The 20,068-nt window shown below is 63.6% G+C and carries 21 protein-coding genes and 1 tRNA gene; 8 read left to right on the top strand and 14 right to left on the bottom strand.

All coding sequences use genetic code 11. The features are described from left to right. The first annotated feature begins 9 nt into the window (after positions 1 to 9). Positions 10 to 82 (top strand) — tRNA-Arg (locus AB0H22_RS10450). A gap of 7 nt (positions 83 to 89) precedes the next feature. On the opposite strand, the gene AB0H22_RS10455 is transcribed toward AB0H22_RS10450, so the two are convergent. Then, complete coding sequence (locus tag AB0H22_RS10455; RefSeq protein WP_358146558.1) at positions 90 to 662, bottom strand: permease; 573 nt, start codon at positions 660 to 662, stop codon at positions 90 to 92. Between the two features lie 31 nt (positions 663 to 693). Here AB0H22_RS10455 and AB0H22_RS10460 point away from each other — a divergent pair, with 31 nt between their 5' ends. Then, positions 694 to 915 (top strand): hypothetical protein, encoded by a 222-nt coding sequence (locus AB0H22_RS10460; protein WP_180752220.1) that lies wholly within the window; start codon positions 694 to 696, stop codon positions 913 to 915. On the opposite strand, the gene AB0H22_RS10465 is transcribed toward AB0H22_RS10460, so the two are convergent. Continuing rightward, the gene (locus AB0H22_RS10465; protein WP_180752219.1) at positions 912 to 2,138 is read right to left on the bottom strand and encodes an MFS transporter; all 1,227 of its coding nucleotides are present in this window, start codon (positions 2,136 to 2,138) and stop codon (positions 912 to 914) included. The two genes, AB0H22_RS10460 and AB0H22_RS10465, sit on opposite strands and share 4 nt — an antisense overlap. A 124-nt stretch (positions 2,139 to 2,262) precedes the next feature. Further along, complete coding sequence (locus AB0H22_RS10470; protein WP_358146713.1) at positions 2,263 to 2,844, bottom strand: YdcF family protein; 582 nt, start codon at positions 2,842 to 2,844, stop codon at positions 2,263 to 2,265. 157 nt (positions 2,845 to 3,001) lie between these two features. Between AB0H22_RS10470 and AB0H22_RS10475 the strand changes: the two genes are divergently transcribed. Next, entirely contained in the window at positions 3,002 to 4,345 is a 1,344-nt protein-coding gene (locus AB0H22_RS10475; protein WP_358146559.1) for a cytochrome P450, read from the top strand. Positions 4,346 to 4,357: 12 nt separating this feature from the next. Here the strand turns inward: AB0H22_RS10475 and AB0H22_RS10480 are convergent, their stop codons facing one another. The 3 genes from AB0H22_RS10480 to AB0H22_RS10490 are packed head-to-tail and all read right to left on the bottom strand — an operon-like array spanning position 4,358 to position 6,886. Next, entirely contained in the window at positions 4,358 to 4,927 is a 570-nt protein-coding gene (locus AB0H22_RS10480) for a hypothetical protein (protein WP_180752217.1), read from the bottom strand. 10 nt (positions 4,928 to 4,937) lie between these two features. Then, positions 4,938 to 6,497, bottom strand: a complete 1,560-nt coding sequence (locus AB0H22_RS10485) for a cytochrome P450 (protein WP_358146560.1) — start codon at positions 6,495 to 6,497, stop codon at positions 4,938 to 4,940. Next, entirely contained in the window at positions 6,497 to 6,886 is a 390-nt protein-coding gene (locus tag AB0H22_RS10490) for a hypothetical protein (protein WP_358146561.1), read from the bottom strand. Before AB0H22_RS10490 ends, AB0H22_RS10485 begins: the two co-directional genes overlap by 1 nt. Positions 6,887 to 7,041: 155 nt before the next feature. Here AB0H22_RS10490 and AB0H22_RS10495 point away from each other — a divergent pair, with 155 nt between their 5' ends. Beyond that, on the top strand, positions 7,042 to 7,725 hold the full coding sequence (locus AB0H22_RS10495; protein WP_358146562.1) for a TetR family transcriptional regulator: 684 nt from the start codon (positions 7,042 to 7,044) through the stop codon (positions 7,723 to 7,725). Here AB0H22_RS10495 and AB0H22_RS10500 read toward each other — a convergent pair. Further along, positions 7,661 to 8,029 (bottom strand): VanZ family protein, encoded by a 369-nt coding sequence (locus AB0H22_RS10500; protein WP_358146563.1) that lies wholly within the window; start codon positions 8,027 to 8,029, stop codon positions 7,661 to 7,663. The genes AB0H22_RS10495 and AB0H22_RS10500 overlap by 65 nt on opposite strands. A 77-nt stretch (positions 8,030 to 8,106) precedes the next feature. Here AB0H22_RS10500 and AB0H22_RS10505 point away from each other — a divergent pair, with 77 nt between their 5' ends. Beyond that, positions 8,107 to 9,324, top strand: a complete 1,218-nt coding sequence (locus AB0H22_RS10505; protein WP_358146564.1) for an acyl-CoA dehydrogenase family protein — start codon at positions 8,107 to 8,109, stop codon at positions 9,322 to 9,324. Between the two features lie 14 nt (positions 9,325 to 9,338). Here AB0H22_RS10505 and AB0H22_RS10510 read toward each other — a convergent pair whose 3' ends face one another. Together AB0H22_RS10510 and AB0H22_RS10515 are read right to left on the bottom strand one after the other, a co-directional pair. Beyond that, on the bottom strand, positions 9,339 to 11,963 hold the full coding sequence (locus AB0H22_RS10510; protein ID WP_358146565.1) for an AAA family ATPase: 2,625 nt from the start codon (positions 11,961 to 11,963) through the stop codon (positions 9,339 to 9,341). Beyond that, a complete protein-coding gene (locus AB0H22_RS10515) occupies positions 11,960 to 13,144 on the bottom strand; it encodes an exonuclease SbcCD subunit D (RefSeq protein WP_358146566.1) in 1,185 nt (394 codons plus the stop codon). The genes AB0H22_RS10510 and AB0H22_RS10515 overlap by 4 nt, the downstream gene beginning before the upstream one ends. Before the next feature lie 134 nt (positions 13,145 to 13,278). Between AB0H22_RS10515 and AB0H22_RS10520 the strand changes: the two genes are divergently transcribed. After that, positions 13,279 to 13,797 carry a histidine phosphatase family protein gene (locus AB0H22_RS10520; protein WP_180752209.1) on the top strand — a complete coding sequence of 173 codons (519 nt, stop codon included), beginning with the start codon at positions 13,279 to 13,281 and terminating at the stop codon, positions 13,795 to 13,797. An 8-nt stretch (positions 13,798 to 13,805) separates the two neighbouring features. Here the strand turns inward: AB0H22_RS10520 and AB0H22_RS10525 are convergent, their stop codons facing one another. The 3 genes from AB0H22_RS10525 to AB0H22_RS10535 are packed head-to-tail and all read right to left on the bottom strand — an operon-like array spanning position 13,806 to position 15,471. Continuing rightward, positions 13,806 to 14,324: a DUF3558 family protein gene (locus tag AB0H22_RS10525; protein ID WP_180752283.1), complete on the bottom strand. Its 519-nt coding sequence runs from the start codon at positions 14,322 to 14,324 to the stop codon at positions 13,806 to 13,808. A 32-nt stretch (positions 14,325 to 14,356) separates the two neighbouring features. Then, a complete protein-coding gene (locus tag AB0H22_RS10530; RefSeq protein WP_180752208.1) occupies positions 14,357 to 14,914 on the bottom strand; it encodes a DUF3558 domain-containing protein in 558 nt (185 codons plus the stop codon). Beyond that, positions 14,911 to 15,471 (bottom strand): DUF3558 domain-containing protein, encoded by a 561-nt coding sequence (locus AB0H22_RS10535; RefSeq protein ID WP_180752282.1) that lies wholly within the window; start codon positions 15,469 to 15,471, stop codon positions 14,911 to 14,913. Before AB0H22_RS10535 ends, AB0H22_RS10530 begins: the two co-directional genes overlap by 4 nt. 123 nt (positions 15,472 to 15,594) lie before the next feature. On the opposite strand from AB0H22_RS10535, the gene AB0H22_RS10540 reads away from it, so the two are divergent. Continuing rightward, positions 15,595 to 17,319: an ABC transporter ATP-binding protein gene (locus tag AB0H22_RS10540; protein ID WP_358146714.1), complete on the top strand. Its 1,725-nt coding sequence runs from the start codon at positions 15,595 to 15,597 to the stop codon at positions 17,317 to 17,319. After that, entirely contained in the window at positions 17,316 to 19,211 is a 1,896-nt protein-coding gene (locus AB0H22_RS10545; RefSeq protein ID WP_358146567.1) for an ABC transporter ATP-binding protein, read from the top strand. The genes AB0H22_RS10540 and AB0H22_RS10545 overlap by 4 nt, the downstream gene beginning before the upstream one ends. Here AB0H22_RS10545 and AB0H22_RS10550 read toward each other — a convergent pair. Beyond that, positions 19,208 to 19,732 (bottom strand): hypothetical protein, encoded by a 525-nt coding sequence (locus AB0H22_RS10550; protein ID WP_180752206.1) that lies wholly within the window; start codon positions 19,730 to 19,732, stop codon positions 19,208 to 19,210. The genes AB0H22_RS10545 and AB0H22_RS10550 overlap by 4 nt on opposite strands. A 101-nt stretch (positions 19,733 to 19,833) precedes the next feature. Further along, positions 19,834 to 20,040: a hypothetical protein gene (locus tag AB0H22_RS10555; RefSeq protein WP_180752205.1), complete on the bottom strand. Its 207-nt coding sequence runs from the start codon at positions 20,038 to 20,040 to the stop codon at positions 19,834 to 19,836. Between the last annotated feature and the right edge of the window lie 28 nt (positions 20,041 to 20,068).

Consider the following 20,068-nt stretch of genomic DNA (forward strand, 5'->3'; position numbering starts at 1 on the left):
GGCCTTGATGCCCTCGTAGCTCAGGGGATAGAGCGTCTGCCTCCGGAGCAGAAGGCCGCAGGTTCGATTCCTGCCGAGGGCACACACATTTACTCGGCCGCGGGCCTTTCCGCCGCGGCGGCCTCGCGGGCCTGCTGCTTCTCGGTCTTCACCCGGCGATACCTCTTACGCACCGTGAAGAACGAAACGACCAGGACGATCACCAACGCGATGATCGCGCCTATCACCGTCGCCCCCCGAAACCCCGGTGCCTCGACATCAAGCACACGCTCACCGGCATGTGCGGAATTGCTGGTTCCGAGCACGATGGTCAGCGTCATGAGGTTGGGCAAGGCGAGGATCAACGAGAGCAACGCGAGCACCCCGGCCATGAACTTGCCGCCACGACGTTGCCATAGAAGCGCCGCGGAGAGCAGGAGCAGCAATGGCACCCCCGTGCACACCAGACCGAGAACCAACCCACTCCAAATCCCCTGGGTGAAGCTGCCGTGGCCCGACATGCCGGCGATGCGCTGTGCCCACCAGCGTGGGATGAAGGCCGACAACGCGAAGTACACGGCCAGAAGGGCCAGCAGCAGCGCAACAACCGCTATCAGGCGCCCCCGCCACCTGGCCCAGAGCGACTCCTTGCCCACCGGTCTTGCTTCGCCTACGACAGCCATAGCGAAAGGCTATTCCAATACAATGGAACTCGTGTCCAAGGCAGCGGTAATCGGTGTGATCGGTGCGGTATTGATGCTGTGCGCACCGGCCGCCTATGCCGACCCGATTCCGGTCTGCCCGTTCAACCAGCCCTCGGGTTGGAACGGGCAGCAGTGTTTCCCGCAGCCGTGCGTTCCTCCCTATGCACCCGGTGTCCCGCCCTGTTTCATGCCGCCACCGACAATCGGGTCCAACGGCCTGCCGCAGATCTAGTCAGCCGCAGGCAGCGGCTCGGACCTCCACCGCGCGTACAGCAGCGAGAGCGCCAACACCCCGAGACCTGCCACGGCAAGCGCCGCCCCGACGAGCGAGGGGGCCCGGTAGCCGTACCCCGCGGTGATAACCAGCCCACCGAGCCAGGCACCGCCCGCGTTGGCGATGTTGAGCGCCGAGTGATTGAGCGCAGCGGCCAGTGTCTGTGCATCCTCGCCGACGTCCATGAGGCGCGTCTGCAACGCGGGCACCAGGGACGTCCCGGATACTCCTACCGCGAACACCAGCACCAATGCCGCCCAAGGATTTCCGGATACAGCCACGAAAATCACGAGCATCACCGCAACCAGCACCAGACCGACGGTGATCGCCCTGACCACACTGCGGTCGGCCATCCAGCCGCCCAGCACGTTTCCGGTCACCATGCCGATGCCATAGAGGGCCAGCGCGAGCGGGACGACGGCCTTCGGCAGCCCGGAGACGCTCGTGAGCGTGGTGCTGATGTAGGTGTAGAAGGCGAACATGCCGCCGAAGCCCACGATTCCGATCAGCAGGGTGAACCACACCTGTGCGCGGCGCAGTGCCCCGAGCTCGGTGAGCGGGTTCGTGATGGTCATGTCCGTCAGCCCAGGCAGGAACCGCAGCAACGCCACGATAGTGACCACACCGATGACCGCGACGACAGCGAAGGCCGCACGCCAGCCCACCGTGTTGCCCAGCCAGGTCGCGGCGGGAACCCCCACCACATTGGCCACTGACAGACCGAGCATGGTCTGCCCCACTGCCTTGGCACGTCCGCCGGGACCCGCCAGGTGTGCCGCCACCAAGGCCGCGATACCGAAGTAGGCACCGTGCGGCAGGCCGGAAACGAACCTGGAGACGATGAGCGCCGCATAACCGGGCGCGAACATGGTGGCGGCATTGCCGATGGTGAACGCGATCATGAGGGCAATGAGCAGCGTCCGACGCGCGGCGCGGGCGGTAAGCGCCGCGATGATCGGAGCGCCGACCACGACGCCGAGCGCGTAGGCGCTGATGACGTGCCCGGCCTCGGGTTCGGTGACACCGAAGCCATGCGCGATATTGGGGAGTAGGCCCATCGCCACGAATTCGGTTGTCCCGATTCCGAATCCACCGATGGCGAGCGCGAAGATGGCGGCTCGCCGGACTCGCGGCGACACCGGCAGCACGGGCTGCGTGGGTGTTTCGACAAGGGCAGTCATCAATGGGCTCCAGGGCGGTATGCGAAGAATGCGCACACCGGTGAGCGCCACGATCGGTAAACCAACGATCCCGGCGGGTTCATTCCCGACGGGCGGTTGCTCTGTGAAGAGTAGCGCTTCCGTGTTACCGGAACGGGCTGATGATGTCGCGCATGAACTGACCGATATTGGTGGGCGCATCCCCGTCGGGGAAACTCGCGGTGGCCAGCACGTTGCCACCCGCGTCGGTGAAGTTCCGGTCAGCGCGCTGCTGGTGGGTCGAGTTCGTCACCAGGATGATTCCGGATGCACCCGCCCGCTTGGCCAGCGGCACCGAGAACTGCGCATTCTGCACCGTGCTGTTGGCCCGGGGCTCCACGACGATCCGGTCGGACGGATAGCCAAGGCCGACAAGCATGTTGCGCATCTGCTCGGCCTCCGACACGCCGTTCTGCGGATTGCCTCCGGTCACGATGATGAACGAATTCGGGAACATGTTGGCGATCGTTCTGCCGGTTGCCACTCGCTGATAGAGCTTGTCCCGCATCGAGCCGTCGGGCTTGAGTCCGTAGCCCAGAATGACGACGGCCGGTTTCGAGAAATCCTTGCCCGCCGCCATGGGTTCGGCGCTCGCGGTCCCAGAGGTACCCAACACCGGGACACCAAACGCGAAGACAACGGCGACAACGATCGCGGTTGTCCATCGAGTCATCAATGCGTCCTCCAAACCACAGTGACTTCTGAGCCAGATGAGGTACATGGTGCCAGAGGTACCCCTGTCAAGTCGACCCGCCGCAGAAATCGGCCTCAGTTCCCCCTGGTGTGACCGACATGACAGATGTACGATCCTTTATCAGACACATGTCTACTAACACCACAACGCCGTGGAGGGTGACGTGACCGAGGCCTCAACCATCGACCGGGAAACGGCTGCGTCCGAGCCAAGCCCGCCGCCAACGGTGCCATTCCCCAAGCTGGCTCAGGGCATCGCATTCGTGGCCTCGCGCCGCTGGACAACCCGCCAGCTGGCCAAGCGGTACGGGAAGATCTACACGATCAACATTCCCAAGTACGGGCGCAGCGTGATCGTTGGCGACCCGGACCTCGCGCGTCAGGTGTTCAGCACCAGCACCGAGGCCCTGGGCAACATCCAGCCGAATCTCAGTCAGGTACTGGGGTCCGGCTCGGTGTTCGGGCTCGAACGCAAGGAACACCGGCACCGCCGCAAGCTGCTCGCACCAAAGTTCCACGGCAAGGCGATGGTTCAGTACGAGCAGATCATCGAGGAAGAGACGCTGCGTGAGTGCGCGTCATGGCCCGAAGGTCAACAGTTCGAAATCATGGAACCGATGATGCGGATCACGCTCAACGCGATCCTGCGCGCGGTCTTCGGCGCCGACGGCGCCGAGCTCGACCAACTACGGAAGCTCATTCCGCCCTGGGTTGTCCTCGCCTCGGCCGTCACCAGATTCCCGCAGCCCAAACGCATCTATGGCCGGTTCAGCCCGTGGGGCCGGCTCGAGACCAAACGCAAGCACTACGACAAGGTCATCAACGTCCTTATCGACAGGGCTCTTGCCGCAACGGATTTCGAAGATCGCACCGATATTCTCGCGCTACTGCTGCGCTCGACCTACGACGACGGCACCTCAATGTCGCGCAGCGATGTCGGCGACGAACTCCTCACCCTGTTGGCGGCCGGCCATGAGACCACGGCCACTACCCTGGCGTGGGCGCTCGAGCGGATAAGCCGCCACCCGCGCATACTCACGCGTCTGGTTGAGGAGGCACAGACCGAGCACAACGAGTATCGGCAGGCGACGATCCTGGAGGTACAGCGCAGCCGGCCGGTCATCGACTTCGCGGGCCGCCATGTGTTCGCGCCGTATGTGGACATTGGGGACTATCGCATCCCGCATGGCTGGACGGTCCTGGTGAGCGTCAGCCTCATGCAGGACGATCCCACCGCATTTCCTGATCCGGAGCGCTTCGACCCCGACCGTTTCGCGGACACCAAACCCGGTAATTCCTGGGTGCCCTATGGCGGCGGTACCCGACGCTGTGTTGGGGCCGCGTTCGCGAACATGGAGATGGACGTTGTGTTGCGAACCATATTGCGACACTTCACCATTGAGACCACCAACGCTCCCGACGAGAAGTGGCATTCACGCGGCGTCGCCTCATGCCCGAAGGACAACGGGCTCGCCACGGTATATCGGCGCACCTGAGACACGCGGGCATCACGCAGTGAGTCTGCGCAGCTCCGCCTCGACATTGCTCCGCGCGGCGGCTTCCCAGCGCACTCTGCCGGCCTCGGTGTGGAATATCGAATCCTGTTCCAGTAACGCACCCAGGATCCGCGCCCGCTCACGATTGAAGACATGGTCCGGCACCACCTCGTACTCCTCGCGTACCGCCGCCGCGTACCGCGCGTAGCGGTCATCAGAGGACCCAAGCACCGAAAGATCGGCATCGCTCAGCACGGCGCCGTTGACGTCGCCTGGTTCCACGCGATGCGTCTCGGTGATCAGAACCAGGCGGATAACCTCCCGGCTGGCGTTGGGAGGCAACAGATCCTGCGCTAATGCGGCCGACTGCACCTCGTTGTCGCCATGCCCGATCTCGTACACCGCATCGTGGAACCACACCGCCAATTCGACGGGCTCCCTGTCAAAGACCATGCCGTCACCAGCGAGCAGGTCAACAGCATCCAGCACTTCACGCAGATGCACGAGGTTATGGTGGCGCCGGTGCGGTTGCAGCCACCGAGCCGTCAACTGGCCGCGCAGGGCCTCGGTAAGGATCGTCACTCCACCAGTGTCACGGATGCCGGCGGCGCAGCTTCATGAGCATCTCACCCTCGGGCCCGCCGGTGAACGTCACCTCGCGGCGCGGATTCTGTCCCGGCAGCATGTCCAACTCATATTGCTGGGCCAGCGCCGCCACTCCGATGACGGCCTCCAGGTTCGCGAAGCCCGACGCAATGCACATCCGCTTACCGGCGCCGAAAGGCATGTGCGCCTTACGCTGTTCCGGCTCCAGGTTCTCCTTGAGGAACCGTGAGGGATCGAACTTCGAGGCATTCTCCCAGACTCGCTCATTCTGATGAATGCTGTCGATGACGATCGCCACTGTGCTTCCCGCCTCGATCGGGTAGTCCCCCAGCACATCCCGCTCCTTCGCGGTGCGCGCCACGCCAATAATCGGCGGACACACCCGCATCGCCTCGTTGACCACTGCGGCGGTCCACGGCAAGTTGTCGACATCCTCGGCGGTTGGCAAACGACCCTGCAGCACCCGGTCGACTTCTTCGCCCAGCGTGACGCGGGCCTCGGGGTTGCGCGACAACAGGTACCAGGTCCACGCCAACGCCGCGGCCGTCGTCTCGAAACCTGCCCCCAGGAACGTCATCAGCTCGTCGCGGATCTCCAGGTCCGTGTATTTGGCACCGGTCTCCGGGTCCTCGGCCGCCATCAGCAGCGCCAGCAGATTGTCTTGCCGGGTGATGCGCCCGCTTCGATGGTCGGCGATAAGCTGATCGATGGTGTGCTCAATCCACCGCAATCCACGCATGGTTCGCGGCGCGATCACCGAGGCTCCGATGCGCAGCGCGCGAATCGCCAATCGCGGTGTGTGTGAAGATAATTCGTCCGGCCCATGAGTGGCGAGCTTGTCGACTATCCAACGCAGCGGGGGTGCCGCGCCCGCTATGAATCCAATACCGAAGAGCTTGAGCAGCCGCGCGAAGCTGATCCGCATCCGCTCGGCCATATCGCCAGAGAGATCGATCCCGAACATCGTCTGCGCAACGATATCCATGGTCAGATAGTTCATCTCGGCGGTGATGTCCACCGGCTTGCCCTGGGCATATAGGTTGTCCCAGCGTTCCAGGGTCCGGGCGCTAGCCGCGGCCATCTGCGGCGCGAACAGGTCAACCTGCCGTTTAGCGAAGATCGGCTGGACCAACCGACGGTTCCGGTTCCACTGCGCTTCGTTCAGATCGGTGACCAGACCGCGGCCGAAACCGACTGCAAGTAAATCATATTCGGCACACTTGATGTAGTTGTCCTGGTTGGCCACCAACACATACCGCGCCATTTCCGGGTTGCGGACGACGACGAGCTTGCGCATGGGAGCCCGCGCCACCAACAGGTCGTCTTGGCCTGGCATGTCGGAGACATACTCGAAGATGGAGTGCCGATACACCGACCACACGGCGCCCAGCGCGATGCGCCAAGACTTAAAATAACCGACCTTCGTATGGTGCCACCGCAAGAACGTGGGCCCACCGGGATGCAGGTCGTGATTGACAGGACAACCGCCGGCCGCCGCGACGGTCGGCACGGAAAGGGATTCGGGCTGCAACGCTGGAGCCGACATCAGACCCTTTCCTGATCGGACACGTCTTCGCGGGCTACGCCTTCCAGTTCGGAAGTCACCTCTTCCACCGTGGCCACAACCTCACCGTCATCGGCGGCCTCATCCTCAAGGTCAGCGTGGTCTTCGAGATCGTCATCGTCCTCATCTGCCGAGCCAGCAACCTCGTCCTCATCCTCGGTCAGGTCTTTGGCGTCCCACCGTTCCTGATCGGCCCGCGCCCTCTTATTGGCCTCCGCGATCTCAAATCCGTCAGCCACGACGCCGCTCAGCTCGTGTCCAACTTCCCCGACGGTCTGCGTGATGATGCGAATAATCCGGCCGACACGAGACCCGACCGACTCCACGACTTCCTGAACGATGTTGACGTTGCGCTCAACAGGTCCCACCATGCTGCCCTGTCCTTTCGGATTCAGTAACCAAATAGTGAACGATCGTGCACTGAACTCAGTGTGCGCACCACAGATGAACCTGTCAATACCGGCCGTCAATAGGGTATCGAGCAAAATAGGTCGATCGATAAGAGCACGACCGTACACTGATGGTCATGCGCCATAGCCGTGCCGAGAAGAAGCTGCACACCCGCCGCGCATTGCTCGACGGAACCTTCGACCTACTCAAGGTCCGTGGCTTCGCCGCCCTGAGCCTGCGCGAGGTGGCCCGGTCTGCGGACTTGGTTCCCACCGCCTTCTACCGACACTTCGAATCGATGGAGGATCTGGGCACCGTCCTGGCAGAGGAAAGTGTTCGTGCGCTTCGTGACACCTTTCGTTCGGCCCGACGTGAGGCGGGCAGTGACAACCCCGCCAAGATTCTCGGCCTCATGGTCGACCGCGTGAGCGAGCACGCGAACAACTTCCGGTTTCTGGTGCGTGAACGTCACGGTGGCTCGGCTCCGGTGCGGCGTGCCATCAACAACGAAATGCGCATGCTCACCAACGACGTGGTGGTGGAGCTGGCACGCAACCCGGCAATGAACCACCACACCACCGAGGACCTCGAGATCGCGGCCGAACTCATCGCCGGCTCGATCCTCAACACGATCGGCATGCTGGTCGACACCGATCACCCCACCGACGCGGACGCTGCCGCCGCCCTGAATCGCGCGCTGCGTCAGCTAGATCTGGTCACCAGCGGTCTGGCTCACACCGGCCTCGTCAAGACCGTCATTCCGGAGCCCGCCGTCCCCGAGGACCAGGGCGAACCTTCCGCCACAACAGCAGCCCTGTAAGCAGGCCGACCGCATCGGCGAGCAGATCCAGCAGGCTGCCGTCACGGTGCGGAATCCACAACGCTTGAATCACCTCCGAGCATGCCGCGAAGGCCAGAACCCATGCCAACGTGGGTTTCTCACCGATCCTCGCGAAACGCGAGGACACCGCCAACATCCCGAATATCAGGAAATGCACCACCTTGTCGGCCCCGGGAGGACCTGACGGGACGGTACCGCCGGGAGTGAACAACAGCAGACAGGCGAATGCGAAGGCGCATAGCAGCGTGAACTGCGGAAACCATGACAGAACTGTGCGAATCATCGTGACCTATATTGCCGCTTCGGTTCTGGGTGATTCAAAGCGATGCCGCCAATTGACACTCTGCGTACAACGAAGGCATGACTTCCGCCTCGTCAGTCCTCGACATCCGCGCGCTGCCCGGCACCGAGACCTACCGGAATCTACTCGCCCAGGTTGCGAACGGGGCGCGTGATCGTGATCTGGCTGACGAAAATCCCTTTGACCAAGTTCGCCTGCTGAAGGAGGCCGGCTTTGGGCGGCTGCGCATCCCGGCCGAACTCGGTGGCGCGGGACTTTCTGTGCGGCAACTCTTTTCCGCCATCATCGATGTCGCGCAGGCCGACCCCATCGTCGCGCACATCTTCCGTACCCACTTCTGGTTCGTCGAGGAGCGGCTGCGCACGCTGCCTGACGCCGCCTCGGCAGCTTGGCTGACCAAGGTGAACGAGGGGAACCTCTTCGCCAACGCGTTCAGCGAGAAGGGCACATTGGCAGTCGGCGGCCTGGTGTTCAACACCCGTCTGCTGCCGGTCGGTAATGGGTATCGCCTGAACGGTGAAAAGTTCTACAGCACCGGGACGTTGTTCGCGGACTACCTGACGGTCACCGCCACCACCGACCGTGATTCGGTCGCATCGGTGATCGTTCCCGGTGACCGCGACGGTGTGCGACTCGTGGACGATTGGGACGGCTTCGGCCAGCGACGTACCGGTACCGGCACCACCATCTTCACCCAGGTCGACGTCGACACCGACGAAATCCTTTCCGACACAGCGTATGACGCATCCCCGGTACCCACCACGCAATATGCGTCACTGCAGCTCTACATCCTGGCGATTGTCGCCGGCGTGCTGCGGTCAGTGGTGGATGACGGCGCGGCGCTGCTCCGCTCCCGTCAACGTAATTTCAGCCACGCTCTCACTGAACGCCCCGTCGACGACCCACTGCTGCAACGCACCCTCGGTGAGTTGAGCGCAACCGCGTTCGCCGCAGAGGCGGTGGTTCTTGCGGCGGCAGATGCCGTCGGCGCCGCCACCGCATCACTGCGAGAGGGAATCCCCGACGCGGAGCTGGCAGAGGAAGCACAGTTGGCGGTCGCCAAGGCCAAGGTGCATATCGACGCCGTCGCGCTCGACGCCACGACCAAGCTGCTGGACCTGGGCGGCGCCAGCGCCGCCAGCCGGAGCCGCAACCTGGATCGGCACTGGCGCAATGTCCGGACCATCAGCCTGCACAACCCGGTGCACTACAAGGCCCGCGTGATCGGCCAGAACCTGCTGCACGGCACACCGGTGCCCGCGAACGCATACTTCTGAGGGGTGTGGGCTGCTCAGGCTGACAAGCTAATTCGCTGTGCCCCGGTGACCGCGTGGTAGCGCTCGGGACTGCAGGTCAGCACGATCACCTGCGCCTCGGTACCCACCGCGTCGAACACCTCGCCCATACGCTGCAGCCTGTCGCTGTCGGTAAACCCCAGCGCATCATCGATGATGACGGGCACTGCATCCTGAGGTGCCACGAGTGCGGCACTGGCCAGCCTCGCCACGATCCCCAGCTGCTCCTTCGCGCCACCTGAGAGCGACTCGTAGGGGACAGTCCTGCCGTCGAGTGTCCGGCTGCGGATACTCAGATCGCTATCGATATCCACTTCGAAGGTGGGGCCGAAGACCATGCGGCCCAACCGTTCCAGCTCCGCGCGGAACGGGTCGACATAGCGCAATCTCATACCATCACGGTGCCGCAGCATCACCGATCGTAGCGTGTCGACGGCCCTGGCCTTCGCACCGATACGCGTGAATTCCGTTGCTGCATACTCATGCTCAGAGGCTGCAGCATCAAGCTGATCCTTGCGCCCTTGCCTGCCGAACACCTCCAGACGCACCGAGATGTCACGCAGCTGATGACGCAGTGACTCATGCCGCTGATCCAATGCGAGCGCCCGCCCGGAAACCTCGGCGAGTTCAGCGCGCACCCGGTCGGCCTCCAGCTTCGCCAACTGGCTCACGAGATCGGCGACACGCCGAGTGGTCAGGTCTGCCGCCTGTACCGCTTGGTCATGGCGCTCTGTGAGCGCATCATCGGAAGCCGAGGCCCGCACCTGGGCAAGACGCTGCTCGGCGGCGCTCAACTCCTCCGCGCGGGCGGCTTTCTTCTCCCGCAATACCGTTGCCTCGGTGGCCTTCTCAGCGAGCCGCTGACTCGCCGCCTGGACCGCCTGGCGGTGGGTGACCTCATCGGCCTGCATGCGTTCCACCTCGGCCACCAACCTGGTGACCTCGGCGCGGGCCTGCGCCGGATCGACGGCATCCCACAATCCGGTGGCCTCCGGCGCCAACTCGCGTAACCGGCCCAGCTTCTCGCGCAACACGTCAAGATTCTCCGACGCCAATAGGCCGTCGAGTAGCGCCGTCAACCGGTCGCGTTCGGCACTCAGCTCAGTACGCCGCTCATACTGCTTCTGCGCCTGCTCTACATCGGCGACACCGGCAGCGGTCAATGCGACCGACAGTGTATTGCGGGTGGTATCAAGGTTGTCGCGCAGCTGAGCGGCATTGGCCCCCGGAATGATTCGGGTGACCGCCACACCGGGAGCAGTAATCTCGATGGTGTCCGAGGCAGCGCTCGCCCACTGCTCCCCCGCCGCGACCCGCAGCTGCTGACCGTTGGCGGTGATCTCCACATCGACGAGCGCCCGGACCTCGACCTGTGCCGAGGCGGTCTCCAGAGCTACCTCTGCCATCCCGACAGCGCGTGCGGCGGTCTCGATCGCGCCCAGGGTCTGCGGAGTGATCACCATCGCCGAAAGCTCCGCGCCAGCCATTGCCAACTGCCGGGTGGTGAGGTCGATACGCGACACCCTGGCCGCCAACCCATCCACCTCGTCCCGGGCGAGCGCGCGATCCAACGTGTCCCGCGCCGACTCCACGTGCGCACGGGCACCGTCAAGGGTTTGCGTCGCCTGGACCGCGGCGGCCTCAGCGGCCTCGGATACCTGCTGTGCCGTCGCGTGTGACTCCGCCACGGCGGCAACGTGTTCCGCGAGCCCGTCGATCGAGGCTCGCCGGGCGTGGGTATCGGCGACCAGCTGAGCCCGCTCATCGCGTTTCAGCTGCGCTGCCATCACAGCGGCCTGTGCCGCCTCGGCGACCACGGTGGCGTTGGCGTGCTGTTGCACCAGCGCCGAAACGGCTTGGGAGGCTTGCTCCAACGGAGCCAGGCGACGGCCCACCTCGGCACGGCCAGCGATGACCGAGGCCAGCTCCCGTGTCAGCTCATCATGCTCGCGGACCTGCTGATCGACCTCTGCCACGGCCGCGTTAGCGACGGCGAGGGCATCCTCGGCGGCGGTCAGACGCGCAGAAGCCCTGGCCCATTCGCCAGTGGGACGTCCGGTCGCGGTGAAATACAGCGCATATTCCGCGTCGATCCGCTCCACCAGGTCCGGCTCGCTGCCCGACAATGCGACCGATTGTCCGGCGGCCAGATCCAGGGCCCGGGTCAGCGCATCACTCGATGACAAATCGAGCGCACCCGCCCCCGCTGACTGCAGAACCCGTTGCGCCTTCCACAAATTCATGTCGATCGACTGATCGAGCATATCCAGCACCCGCTGATGCGCCTCATCTCCGGAGAGCTGTTCGCGTCGCGGTTCGATGATCGTCAGGTGTGTCTCAGCACGCTTGTGGAAACGCTTGTGATACACGAACCGGTAAGGACCACAACTGATCTCGGCCTCAATCTCGGAGCCGACATCGGCGAAGGTGGGCTTGACCTGTTTTACGTCCTTCTTGGTGGAGCGGTCCTTCGATTCGATCAGCAGGTCCAACGCCTCGATCATGGACGTCTTGCCGATCTCGTTCGCACCACTCACCACCACCACCCCTCGATCAGGAAAGGTGATGTCGCGGTGTGCGATTCCGCGATAGTTGGTGACAGAGAGCCGATGCAGCTTCACGCCGCCGACCCTCTTTTCGTTGAACTGCCCAGTGCCGGGCCGCCCAGTCCAGCACTAGAGGTGAGGCGCAGTAGCAACGACAGCGCGCCCTGAGCATCTGCGGACGCTGCCCCACCGGCGGCCGCCATCTCCTTAAGCTCGGCGATCGCCGAGCCGGCGAAACCGCCGACACCGAGATCGCTGAACTCGCCGTCGACGGGTATCACCGCAATATCGGTATGCCGCTCCCACGTCCGCACACTCGCGAAAAGGCGGGTGTACTTGTCCAGGCACTCTTCGAGCACGGCGTTATCGGTCACACTGAGCGTGCCGGTAAGCGCCAACCGCACCACCGTGCGCTCCTTATCCGGCAACAGTTCGAGGTTGAGTCCCAGATCGGCGATATCGCGCGCGTGGTCCACCGACCGTCGCAGCGTCACAAACCGCCACCGGCCCACATGATGGGCATCCACCTGAACCGCACCCGATTCGTCCAGATTCACCACAAGGGCGTGCCCCGGGTCGGACTCGATATCGTCGTAGTTGGTGACCTCGGGTGCCCCCGAGTACCAGACCCGCCCGCTGGCACCCACCTGAGTACGGGAGTGCTTATCACCCAATGCCACATAGTGGACCGCACCCCGGGCAACGGCGTCCTCGACGGCCTTCAGCGCGATGAGCGCCGGTTTCGTCGGGTCGGGGTCGAGTATGTCGATACCGCCGTGGGCCACCACGATGCGTCGGGTGCCGTCGACGGGCAGTCCCTCCAGCTGTTCGGCAACGAGATCGTGTGTGGGCGCCTTCGATCGCCACGGCACCGCGACCAGCTCCACACCGTCGGCCACCCGATGTACCCCGGCGGTATCGAGCACGTGGACGTTCGCGGGTTTTTCGGCCAGGAACAGCTCACTGGTGTACACCGAGGCGGCGTCTAACGGATCATGATTGCCAGGCAGCAGATAGATATCCACGCCGACCCCGCGCATCACCTCCAACGCCTGGCTGATGACGCGCGGCGCCAGCTGATTGGACTCGAAGACGTCTCCGCACACCACCATGAAGTCGCAACCCTGCTCCACAGCAACGTCACCAAGAGAGGCAATAGCCTCCCGACGCGCGGCTGAGTACTGCGGCTGGGCCTCGCCGGCAAGGAAATGCCGCGTCATGCCCAGCTGCCAGTCAGCGGTGTGCAGGAACTTCACATGCCGAAGTCTATGGCCGCCGACCGACAACCCCGGGGAGGCAGCGCCCGATCCCTTGGACCCTGCAATACAGCCTATCCACAGGTCGCGCATTTGCCCGGTGCTCGTCACGTAGCCGGGCTACGGTACGACTCATGTCGGAGGACCAGTTGGTGAAACGCACCCTCATCCTGATGCGACACGCGAAGTCGGCCTACCCACCCGGGGTGGACGACCACGAGCGTCCACTGAACCTGCGCGGCAGCCGCCAAGCCACTCAGGCCGGAACCTGGCTGCAGGACAATTTCAATCGGATCGACGCGGTGCTGTGTTCCACCGCCACCCGGACCCGCGCGACGCTGACTCAGACCGGGGTCCACAGTCAACTCGTCAGATTCAGCAACAAGTTGTACGACTCGACGGTGGGGATCACCCTCGGCGAGATCAACGCGGTGCCTGATTCCGCGATCACCGTGCTTGTCGTCGGGCACGAACCCACCACATCGCAGCTGGCACTCGCACTCGCCGACGCGGGTACGAGTAGCGCCGACGCCGCGAACCGCATCTCCACCAAGTTTCCGACCTCGGCATTGGCGGTCCTGACGACTCGTTCGCCGTGGTCGCGGCTCGAACTGGGCGGAGCCTCGCTCACGACGTTCCACGTGCCGCGCTAGAGGCGTACTCAGACCTTCTCCGCCACCTGGGTGGACAACTTCATCGCACAGTGGCACGCATCTGATGAGGTGCCGTGACCGGCGCCGAGCAGGGTGACCGCCAATTCAAAGAACTGGCCGTCCCCATATTCGAGGGCGGTGACGCACATCCCGTAGGTCGAGCTGATGAAACCGCGCTTACCCCCGGCCGAGAAGTCCTTGACCTCGTCCCTCGTCCGTTCCTCCCCCTCACGTTCGCGCCCAATCGGGCTGCCTCGATACCAGGTGAGAGCGACGTTCGGCAATGTGCTCCAGGATCCGCTGGGAGACCACGTGCAACCTGCGGGGGTTTTCGCAATCAATTTGAGGTCGGTACGACGCACCACCGCCGCGACATCAGGAGTGGTGAGGCTGCCGCACTCGGAGTACGCCGGACCCACCCGAACGTCATTCGCGGTCGTTACCTCGTGGCCGCCGAGTTCACGGTGGTGGCCAGAACATCCGGCGCTGAACAGGATTCCCGGGGCCAACACGGCACACAGAAGTATCCCGACGATCCGGGACGAGCGAACATGACGCGTCAGATGTTCACTGACAGCGTCATCTCCATCAATTTGATTGCCTGCGTGCATGAGTCTCCGCCTTGGCCCTGCGGGTTGACCCACCATCCAACAACACCTGCGGTGTCACTGGCAACTCCACAGGCACCCGGCTGATCCGGCGGCCTCATCACGATCGACGGAATTCCTTGTATCGCCCGTTCCTGGACGTTGTATTTCAGGCTGTTCGCTGTGGCCTTCTCGGCGTCGAGGCTGCCGGTCTCGAACCAGAAGCGGGTGATATCGACCAGGCCACCGCTCTTGCTCATCGCCTGCCACCGGCACACGGCACCCACGAATGTGCTCTGGATGTCCTTGGGGTCCGCGTCGACGACCTTGGCGAGGATGTCCGTGGTGAGCACTTCACATTCCTTGAGCAGGTTGGGGTACTTCTGCTCGGCGTTGGTGCCGTCCCCCGTGTCGCCACTGCCGGGCATTACCGCCTCGCCGTCAACGGTGCCGCCGCAGCCCGCCGACGTGAACACGATAAGTGCCGCGCACAACGTCGCGAACAATGACTTTGTCATCCGATATGTCATTTCTTGGCCGCCTTGATGGATGTCTCGGTCAGCTGTTTGGCGACATCGCAGGAGTCGGGGGCACCGGTTCCGGGCTCGAAGTTGATTGACCATTCGATGAAGTCGTTTCCGAAGTCCATGCCGATCTCACACAGGGTGGTCGCGGTGCCCGGGTAGCCGTTGGTCGCGATGAATCCCTTGTACCCGGCAATCTCGACGTCTTCGACGCTCGGGCGCGTCCGCTCTTCCGTCGCCCGCTCCCGGCCGATAGGGCTGCCGCGATACCAGTTGAATGAGAAGTGCGGTCCCGCGATGCTGCCACCCCGGAGCCAGACACAGCCCACAGAATTCTTGGCGGTGCCCACCAGACCCATGACCTTGGTCAGCTGCATCATTGCCTGGTCGCTGACCCCGCCACACTCCGCGAACATCGGGCCTTCAACGCCCTTGGACTTGGTCTGCTGAGGTGACGTGGCGTTCGGCCCGGTGCCATTGGGCGGATCGGACTTATCGCCGCCCGAGCAGGCAGTCAACACCAGTGCGACCATCGCCAATGCGACAACACACTTGCTCAACACGTTGCGTGAATCCAGGCCCAACCTCACATGTGCACTGTAGCGGCACAAACCCGAGTCAACCACTGAGCTGCGGGTTTGTTGCCGGAGTCGTGTGCGACAGTTGTGCCCATGCCTCAGGGTCAGTTGCGGGCCCTCCTGTCACGTTATGTCCGCCCCTACCGCAGCCTGGTCGCCGTCGTCGTCACGCTGCAGATCGTCAGCACACTGGCGTCGCTGTATCTGCCGACCGTCAATGCAGCGATCATCGACGACGGGGTGGCACAAGGCGATACGCCCACGATCATGCGGCTGGGCGTGGCAATGCTCGGGGTGACGCTGGTGCAGATCGTCTGCTCGATCGGCGCGGTGTATTTCGGGTCCAGGACGGGTATGGGGTTCGGCCGCGATATGCGGTGGGCGCTGTTCCACCACATCACCGGCTTCTCCGCCGAGGAGTCGGCCGGATTCGGTGCACCTACGTTATTGACCCGCACCACCAATGACGTGCAGCAGCTGCAGCTGCTGGTCCAGGTCACCTGCACCATGCTGGTGACGGCGCCGATCATGTGCATCGGCGGTATCGCCATGGCGATTCACCAGAACGCAGGGCTGTCCTGGCTGCTCATCGTGAGCATGCCGGCGCTCGGTTTGGCCAACTGGTACATCGTGCGGTCGATGCTGCCGATCTTCCGCAGAATGCAGCGACTCATCGACGGCATCAACCGAGTCATGCGTGAACAATTGACCGGCATTCGGGTGGTACGCGCATTTACCCGGGAAGCGGTGGAGCGCACCAGATTTGGCGCGGCCAACGCTGAAGTATCCGAGGCGGCCCTAGCTGCGGGCCGGTGGCAAGCCCTGATGTTGCCCACCACCTCGCTGGTCATCAACACCTCCAGCGTGGCGCTGATCTGGTTCGGCGGGCTGCGCATCGACCAGGGCCAGATGCAGGTGGGATCGCTGGTGGCCTTCCTGTCCTACTTCTTGCAGATCCTCATGTCGATGATGATGCTCACGATGCTCGCCATCATGGTGCCGCGCGCATCGGCGTGCGCCGAACGGATTACCGAAGTGTTCGAAACGGTCGGATCCATCACGGCCCCGGCGGATCCTGTCCGCGTCGACACCATGGATCCGACCGTTGAGTTCTCCGATGCAGGGTTCCGCTATCCCGGCGCCGAACGCGCTGTTCTGGACGGGGTTTCCTTCACGGCACGGCCCGGAACGGTCACCGCCGTGGTCGGCGCGACCGGATGCGGCAAAAGCACGCTGGTGTCGCTGGTCCCCCGCTTGCACGATGTGACGGCCGGTTCGGTACTCGTGGGCGGTAACGATGTCCGGCGGTATGACCCCGAGAACCTCTGGACCGTAATCGGTTTGGTTCCACAACGGGGATACCTGTTCTCCGGGACGGTGGAAAGCAATCTGCGTTACGGCAAGGCGGATGCCACCGAGGATGAGATGTGGGAGGCACTGCAGGTTGCGCAGGCTGCGGATTTCGTCCGAGCACATGGCGCAGGCCTACAGATGCCGGTATCGCAGGGCGGCATCAACTTCTCGGGCGGGCAGCGTCAGCGCATTGCGATCGCACGCGCGGTGGTTCGTCGTCCGAGTATCTACCTATTCGATGACGCGTTCTCGGCACTGGACGTGCGCACCGACGCGCGACTGAGAGAAGCGTTGCGCGGCGTTTCCTCGAGCGCGACTATTGTCGTAGTGGCACAACGTATTTCGACGATCATGGATGCCGACCAGATCGTAGTACTGGAGGATGGCCGCGTCGCCGCGGTGGGTACCCATGCCGAGCTGCTGGGGCGCTGCGGAATGTACCGGGAGATCTGCGACTCGCAGGCGGTGTTGCAGGTATGACTCGAGCGATCGGATTTCGGGGCGTACAGCAGGGGCCCGCTGAACGTTCCCGAGACTTCCGCGGCACCGCCATACGGATGGTGAAGCGTCTCGCTCCGCAACGGCTTCTGACCGCCGCGGTGATTACCCTCTCGATGACGGGTATCGCGATCGGGGTAATCGGGCCGCGCATCCTGGGGCACGCCACCGATCTGTTGTTCAACGGAGTAATCGGACGGGAGCTGCCCGCGGGGCTCACCAAGGAACAGGCCGTCGAGGCCGCCCGCGCCCGGGGGGACGGCCAGTTCGCGCAGATGCTGTCCGGCATGAACGTCATACCCGGGACGGGTGTCGACTTCCGTGCGGTGGGGATGACGTTGGCGATGGCTTTGAGTTTGTATCTGGTGGCCGGGTTGTTGGCGTGGGCGCAGGCGCGGCTTCTCAACGTCACCGTGCAGCGGACCGTGGTGGCCCTCCGCGCCGACGTAGAAGACAAACTGCACCGGCTTCCATTGTCGTACTTCGATTCCCGGCAGCGCGGTGAGATTCTCAGTCGCGTCACCAACGATGTGGACAATATCCAGACATCTCTGCAGATGAGCATCAACCAACTGCTGAGCTCGATGTTGACGCTGGTGGCGGTGCTGGCAATGATGCTCAGCATTTCGCCGCTGCTGGCCGCGATCACGCTCGCGACGGTGCCGATGTCCCTATGGGTGACACGCACGATCGCCCGCAGGTCGCAACGGCTGTTCGTGGCTCAATGGGCCAACACCGGGAAACTGAACGCGCATATCGAGGAGACGTACAGCGGTTTCACCATCGTCAAGACGTACGGGCATCGCGCGGAAGCGGAGGCGATCTTCGCGGATCGAAACGCCAAAGTATACCGAAGTTCCTTTGGTGCGCAGTTCTTCTCGGGGTTGGTATCACCGGCAACGGCGTTCATCGGAAATCTGAGCTATGTGGCGGTGGCCGTGGTGGGCGGCCTCAAGGTCGCCTCGGGCGATCTGACCCTGGGCAGCATCCAGGCATTCACGCAGTATGTGCGGCAATTCAATATGCCGCTGACGCAGGTGGCCGCCATGTACAACACTTTGCAGTCCGGACTCGCCAGCGCCGAAAGGGTTTTCGAGCTGCTCGATGCCGACGAAGAATCGGCGGATCCGGTATCTCCGGCCTCGATTCCTGTCGGGTCTCCCAGTGTCGAGTTCGAGAACATCAGCTTTGGCTACTCCCCCGATACCCCGGTGATCGACGGACTGTCACTCACCGTCGAACCGGGGCAGACGGTCGCGATCGTCGGGCCGACCGGGGCGGGAAAGACCACTCTGGTGAACCTGCTGATGCGCTTCTACGACGTCGACTCAGGGCGAATACTGCTTGACGGCGTGGATATCTCGATGATGAGCCGTCATGACCTGCGGTCGCGGATGGGGATGGTACTGCAGGACACCTGGCTGTTCGGCGGATCCATTGCCGAGAACATTGCCTATGGGCGGCCCGGGGCCTCCGAAGACGACGTTCGGGAAGCGGCACGTGCCGCCTATGTGGACCGGTTCGTGCAGACACTTCCCGACGGATATGACACCAGGATCGCCGACGACGGTGAGAACATCAGCGCCGGCGAGAAACAGTTGATCACTATCGCGCGGGCGTTCCTGGCGCGTCCACAGCTGCTAATACTCGATGAGGCAACGAGTTCGGTGGATACCCGAACCGAGCTGCGGATCCAGCAGGCCATGGCCGAGCTGCGCCGAGATAGGACGAGTTTCATTATCGCCCATCGGCTTTCCACCATTCGTGATGCCGACCGGATCGTGGTGATGGATGGCGGCAGCGTCGTCGAGAGCGGCACCCATGCTGAACTCCTGGCGCGCCGAGGCGCCTACTTCGCGATGACGCAGGCCTAGAGCTGCGGACCCTGGGTTCGCAGATCCCGAACCTCCGTCATGGCGCCGCGTAGCTTGTCCAGCCAGTCCTCGGTGTGCTCACCGACCAGCCGCACCGCCCAGGCCAGCGCGTCGGCGCGGGAGCGGGCGACTCCGGCCTCGACCAGAGTGTCGAGCACCTGACGCTCGGGCTGTCGCAGCCGCGTCATCACCGGAACGGCGATGTGGGTGAACAGGATTCGCTCTGTTGCCTCAGCGGCGCCAACATCGACACCCCAGGAAACCTTGCGTCCATACCGGGCCTGCGCCTCGTCGGCGATGCGCATTCGATGAGAGCGAGTCTCTTCCCGGAAGCGAGAGGCACGGCCCGATGCGCGAGCCTCGCTTTCTTTGTCGTCCTCATCGGCGGGCAGCCGACCAATGACGGTGATTTCTTCGCGGTCAACGACCACTTCGGGGTCACCGCTGAACCAGCCGTCGGGCAGGCGCCCGGCGAACCAATCCGCGGCGTCGGAAGCGTCGGATTGTTGATCTCGTTTCATGATTACAAGATTACATACTTACAACCGGCAGGGCGTTCGCCTACAGCGAACAGCGAGAGAGAAGCTGGGCGCGAGCTCGCACCCAATAATCGCGAGCTAAATCAGCTGCGGCGCATGACGATCGCGGCGCCACCGGCGAGCACGATGACGACGGTGAGCACCAGCGCCCAGCCGAGACCCGCGATCCACCACACCGCTCCGAGCACTGCCAACACCGGAACGGCGGCGAACAGCGCCATCCCGGGGTGCTGACGGATCACCGCCAGCGCGGCACTTGCCCGCTGCTTATCGATTTCTTTACCAGGCATATCACCAGCATGCCAGGTGGGCGAGGTG

It is taken from the genome of Mycobacterium sp. NPDC050853 (genome assembly GCF_040653875.1).
Lineage (GTDB): Bacteria > Actinomycetota > Actinomycetes > Mycobacteriales > Mycobacteriaceae > Mycobacterium.